The sequence below is a fragment of the Mycobacterium sp. genome, assembly GCF_032161845.1.
Taxonomy (GTDB): Bacteria; Actinomycetota; Actinomycetes; order Mycobacteriales; family Mycobacteriaceae; genus Mycobacterium.
In genome coordinates this window covers 1-4315 of sequence record NZ_JAVRQA010000126.1, presented here as the reverse complement: position 1 = coordinate 4315, position 4315 = coordinate 1, and the positions used below count along the sequence as shown (strand labels likewise).

At 65.1% G+C, this 4315-nt stretch carries 5 protein-coding genes and 1 pseudogene; 2 read left to right on the top strand and 4 right to left on the bottom strand.

Annotated features, from left to right (window positions below; translation table 11 throughout):
• Positions 1-167: TetR family transcriptional regulator (locus QOD90_RS07630; protein WP_526348261.1), on the bottom strand; the 167-nt coding region annotated here is incomplete at its 3' end.
• Positions 168-360: 193 nt separating this feature from the next.
• On the opposite strand from QOD90_RS07630, the gene QOD90_RS07625 reads away from it, so the two are divergent.
• Complete coding sequence (locus tag QOD90_RS07625; protein WP_526348259.1) at positions 361-1644, top strand: cytochrome P450; 1284 nt, start codon at positions 361-363, stop codon at positions 1642-1644.
• Positions 1645-1647: 3 nt separating this feature from the next.
• On the opposite strand, the gene QOD90_RS07620 is transcribed toward QOD90_RS07625, so the two are convergent.
• Positions 1648-2163 (bottom strand): Rv2253/PknI dimerization domain-containing protein, encoded by a 516-nt coding sequence (locus QOD90_RS07620; RefSeq protein ID WP_526348257.1) that lies wholly within the window; start codon positions 2161-2163, stop codon positions 1648-1650.
• Between the two features lie 219 nt (positions 2164-2382).
• Here QOD90_RS07620 and QOD90_RS07615 point away from each other — a divergent pair, with 219 nt between their 5' ends.
• Positions 2383-2793, top strand: a complete 411-nt coding sequence (locus QOD90_RS07615) for a hypothetical protein (protein ID WP_526348256.1) — start codon at positions 2383-2385, stop codon at positions 2791-2793.
• 15 nt (positions 2794-2808) lie between these two features.
• Here the strand turns inward: QOD90_RS07615 and QOD90_RS07610 are convergent, their stop codons facing one another.
• Together QOD90_RS07610 and QOD90_RS07605 are read right to left on the bottom strand one after the other, a co-directional pair.
• Entirely contained in the window at positions 2809-3303 is a 495-nt protein-coding gene (locus QOD90_RS07610) for a hypothetical protein (RefSeq protein WP_526348255.1), read from the bottom strand.
• A gap of 50 nt (positions 3304-3353) precedes the next feature.
• A pseudogene (locus QOD90_RS07605) lies at positions 3354-4315 on the bottom strand (MCE family protein); the annotation flags it as partial.

Sequence of the window (4315 nt, the reverse complement as noted above, 5' to 3'; positions counted from 1 at the left end):
GTTCGGAAGTAATAGTGCACGAGCTGCGGCTTCAGGCCGGCGCGCTCGGCGACCCGCCGCGACGTCACCGCGGCGTAGCCGTCCTCGATCATCAATTGCTCGGCGGCGTCGAGCAGGACGCCGCGGTTCTTGGCGTCCGGGGCCCCGATCCTCCGGTCCGATGCCATCCAACCCAACCTTTCCGGGTTCATGCTGTTCGACAGGCGAATCGTAGACGCCCACCGGCCGCGTGCCTTGACCGCGACACTAGCCCATGCTAAGCAGGTGCTCAGCACTTTCAGCCACTTCTTCTCCGGCGCTTCGCGTCGCTATTGATTCCGTCACTTCCGCTAGCCGTAGTTCTGGAAGGAACCCCACGAGATGACCGCCGACTTCGACACCGTCGACTACTTCACCGATCAGTCGCTGGTCCCCGACCCGCACCCATACTTCGACCATCTGCGGAGCAAGTGCCCCGTCGTCCGGGAACCGCACTACGGCGTGCTGGCGGTCACGGGCTACAACGAAGCGAATACCGTGCTCAAGGACACCGACACCTTCTCGTCGTGCATCGCGGTGGCGGGGCCCTTCCCGCCGCTGCCCTTCACCCCCGAGGGCGACGACATCACCGAACAGATCACGGCACACCGCTCGTTGATGCCGATGTTCGAGCACATGGTCACGATGGATCCGCCCGACCACACAGACGCCCGCTCCCTGCTGAACCGACTGCTCACCCCGAGTCGGCTCAAGGAGAACGAGGACTTCATGTGGCGCCTCGCCGACGAGTGTCTCGACGACTTCGTCGCCGACGGCAAGTGCGAGTTTCTATCCGCCTACGCAAAACCCTTCTCCCTGTTGGTGATCGCCGACCTTCTCGGCGTCCCCCACGAAGACCACGATGAGTTCCGCACCGTGCTCGGCTCCCCGCGGCCTGGTGCGATCGTTGGCTCGCTCGACCATGACGACCTGGTCGGCCTCAATCCGCTCGAGTGGCTCGACGACAAGTTCGTGGCGTACCTCGAAGACCGTCGCAGCACACCGCGGGACGACGTGCTCACCGCGCTGGCCACGGCCAAGTACCCCGACGGCTCCACGCCGCCCGTGCTCGAGGTGGCCCGTTCGGCCACCTTCCTGTTCGCCGCCGGCCAGGAGACCACGACCAAGCTGCTGTCCGCATCGATCAAGGTGCTCGGTGACCACCCGGAGATCCAAGAGGCGCTGCGCAAGGACCGCAGCCGCATCCCGCTCTTCGTCGAGGAGTCGCTGCGCATGGACGCTCCAGTGAAGAGTCAGTTCCGGTTGGCGAAGAAGAACACCAAGGTCGGCGACATGGACGTGCCTGCGGGGACGACGATGATGGTGTGCCCCGGCGCGGTGAACCGTGACCCCGAGCGGTTCGAGAACCCGCACGAGTTCAGGCTCGACCGGAAGAACGTGCGCGAGCACATCGCGTTCGGCCGCGGTGTGCACTCCTGCCCCGGCGGCCCGCTGGCTCGCGTCGAGGGCCGGGTGTCCATCGAGCGCATCCTGGACCGGATGGCCGACATCACCATCGACGAGGCCAAGCACGGCCCGGCCGGCGAGCGCAGTTACAACTACGAGCCGACGTTCATCCTGCGCGGGCTCACCGAGATCAACGTCAGGTTCACGCCCGTCGCCTAGATCTCAGGTGACCTTGGTGATCTTGACCGGCAGATTGAGCACCAGCGACCGGTTTCTGCCGCAGTTGCCGCTGACGCCGGTGGTCTCGTCCTCACCAAGCCAGAGGTCGGATCCAGCCTTGGCCATCCCGTCCTCGGTGGCTGCGTAGAACTTGTACAGCTGAAGCCCTGGCGCCTGGGTGCCGTCAGGGCACGGAATCCAGTCGGCCACATAGTGTTTCACGAACCACATGCTGCCCATGGTGGTGTAGATGTCCTCGGTCCAACCGAGGCTGCTGGTGACCTTGCCCGCACAGGTGATCGCCGTCGAGCAGGTCGTCGAGACCGTCCACGTGCTGCGCACCGACGGCTCGTCCTGATAACGGTCGTTCATCCTGGCCCACTCGCCATTCGAGACGACGGAGTACGTGCCGTTCATCGCGTACTGGTCATAGTTGGCGACGGCCGGCGGCGCCGTGCCGAGACCGAACGCCGCGGCGGCAACGAGCGCGGCGCCCGAGGTCAACCTCGCTGAACTCATGGCCCGCTCCTCGTCACGTACACAGTGCAAGTACACCGCCAAGGCGGCGATTGCGTCACGGCAATGGCATTCTTCTGCAGGAGAATAACACTCTACGAAACCATTGATGATCGGATCCCGCGTCATCTCTCGCCACGGGCCACTACCCCTGCTGACCAGTGAACTCCTGGAGTCGACATCTTCTCCAAACAGGAGAATTTCGCTCTCCCTCATGAGAGAATGGCCACCGTGCGTATCGTCGTGGCTGCTGCCGCCGGCCTGTTGGCCGCTAGCCTTCTGGCCTCCCCCGCGTCGGCTGACCCCGCTGATCCTGCGCCCGCCGACGATCCGACGTCATGCAACGAGCCGGCCTGCGCGCCGGGCATCCAGCCGGGGGTCGTCCTCGGCGCTCCGTGCGACAACACCACCTATTACGTATTCGGGGTGACGGATTGGGGCCGGCTGGTGTTTTGCGGATCGCCTCGTCGCAAGGCACCCCGCTGGTTCCGCACGACGAACATGCTCGGCGTCAAGTTCGAGGGCGGCAACTGCTCCGGTCGCGACGGTGCCATGGCACAGGCCCCGGACGGATTGTTCCTGTCATGCGATGCGCGCAACGGCGCAAGCACTTGGACGCGGGGCGACATCTAGTCGCCACCGCTGAGCTCAAAAGCGTTGCAACGAAAAGGTATACGTACTGATACCGCCGGGAGCGCCGTAGCAGCCCGCATCGTAGGTCGAGACGATCGTGCCCGCCAGGGATGCGGCGTCCCACGAGTAGACGTCGTGTGAGGGCAAGTTGAAGCCGAGGCAGCGCACCCCGTCGATGACGTCGACCGTCAGCGTGTACCGGCCGTCGGCATAGAACGCGGTGTTCTGAAATCTCTGGCTCTTGAGTGGCCGCGGAATGCCGATGACGTTCAGGTTGTCGGTATGTGGCGCGATCACGGGATCATCGAAGTACGTACCGCACTCGGGGGCGTCATTGTGGCAAGAATGGCTGACCGACCACACCCACGAGTGGTCGTTCCACCGGTCGTTGTTCACCTCGTAGTTGCCGATCCTCATGCCCGCGGCACTTGCGGTCGGCGCGAAGACCGTCGCGGCCACTGCGAGAACAGCACTCACCACTGGCGCTGCCGCCCTTATCGGTGCAACCATGACAATCTCCCGTCCTCGTGAGCTCGAACTCCGCCGGATACCCCCACGTCCTAGTGGGGCATCAGGTCCTTCCACGTCTTCGGCAGTGGTACCCCGACTGCCAGGTTCGTCACCGTGTAGAGCTTGCCGTCGGAGCCCATGTACTGACCGGTCCGCGGGTTGTACTCCGCGACGGCGACTTTGGGGCGCGATCCCGGCGCGGTGGTGTCGTATGCGCTCGGCGCCACCACTGTTGCACCGCCATCCGCCGCCGGAGGAGGTTCCTCGACAGGCGTCCCCGCGTCGGGCGCAGGCGCACCGAAGGCCGGAATCGGCTGGCCGTTCAGAGAGTTGCCTTCCGGTGGTGGAGGTGGGATGACCGCCGGGGTGAACGGCGCCTCCAGAGGCGACACGGGTGGTGACCCCGGTGGCGCGTCGGGCGGCGTCCCCGCGGGAACCGCACCGGGCGGCAGCGGCGTCCCCTGCACCGGAGCGAAGATGTTGTCGCTGATCGATGGGCTGTCGTCGATCGGGATGCCCTGGGCAATCAGGCTGGGATCGAAGGGCGCCGAACCGATGGCGTGCTGGCGCATGGCCAACGGCGTGAAGGGCTGATCACTGTTGCAGATCGCCACCGTCGGGGCCCGCTTACCGGGCTTCCTGATACAGGGGAAGTTGCGGACACCGCGAACGGAGATCGGCGAGTCCTGTGGCAGCTTGCAGTAGATGCCGTCCGGAGTGTCGATGTCGGACATGTCATCGGGTGACCGCCACGCCGACGGCGGTAGGAAGCCGACGGTGCAGGCCGGCGGATCGCTGACGGTTGCGGCGAAGTCGCCTCGTGGAGCACCGGTCGAGTCGGAGGTGATCGAATACGACTGTTGCTGAGCGATGTACGGCGGTAGTAGCACCAAGAGCTGCTCGAGTGACGCGTTGTAGGTCATGAGGATCTCGCCGACCGTACCCAGATTCGCCAGGAGCACGGGCAGCGTCGGCTTGAGCTGATTGAGCAGCCCCGAGGTCTCGTCGGCAA

Coding starts and splice junctions, on each gene's coding strand:
- QOD90_RS07620 (WP_526348257.1), bottom strand. CDS start 2,163: ATGAGTTCAGCGAGGTTGACCTCGGGCGCCGCGCTCGTTGCCGCCGCG.
- QOD90_RS07610 (WP_526348255.1), bottom strand. CDS start 3,303: ATGGTTGCACCGATAAGGGCGGCAGCGCCAGTGGTGAGTGCTGTTCTC.
- QOD90_RS07615 (WP_526348256.1), top strand. CDS start 2,383: ATGGCCACCGTGCGTATCGTCGTGGCTGCTGCCGCCGGCCTGTTGGCC.
- QOD90_RS07625 (WP_526348259.1), top strand. CDS start 361: ATGACCGCCGACTTCGACACCGTCGACTACTTCACCGATCAGTCGCTG.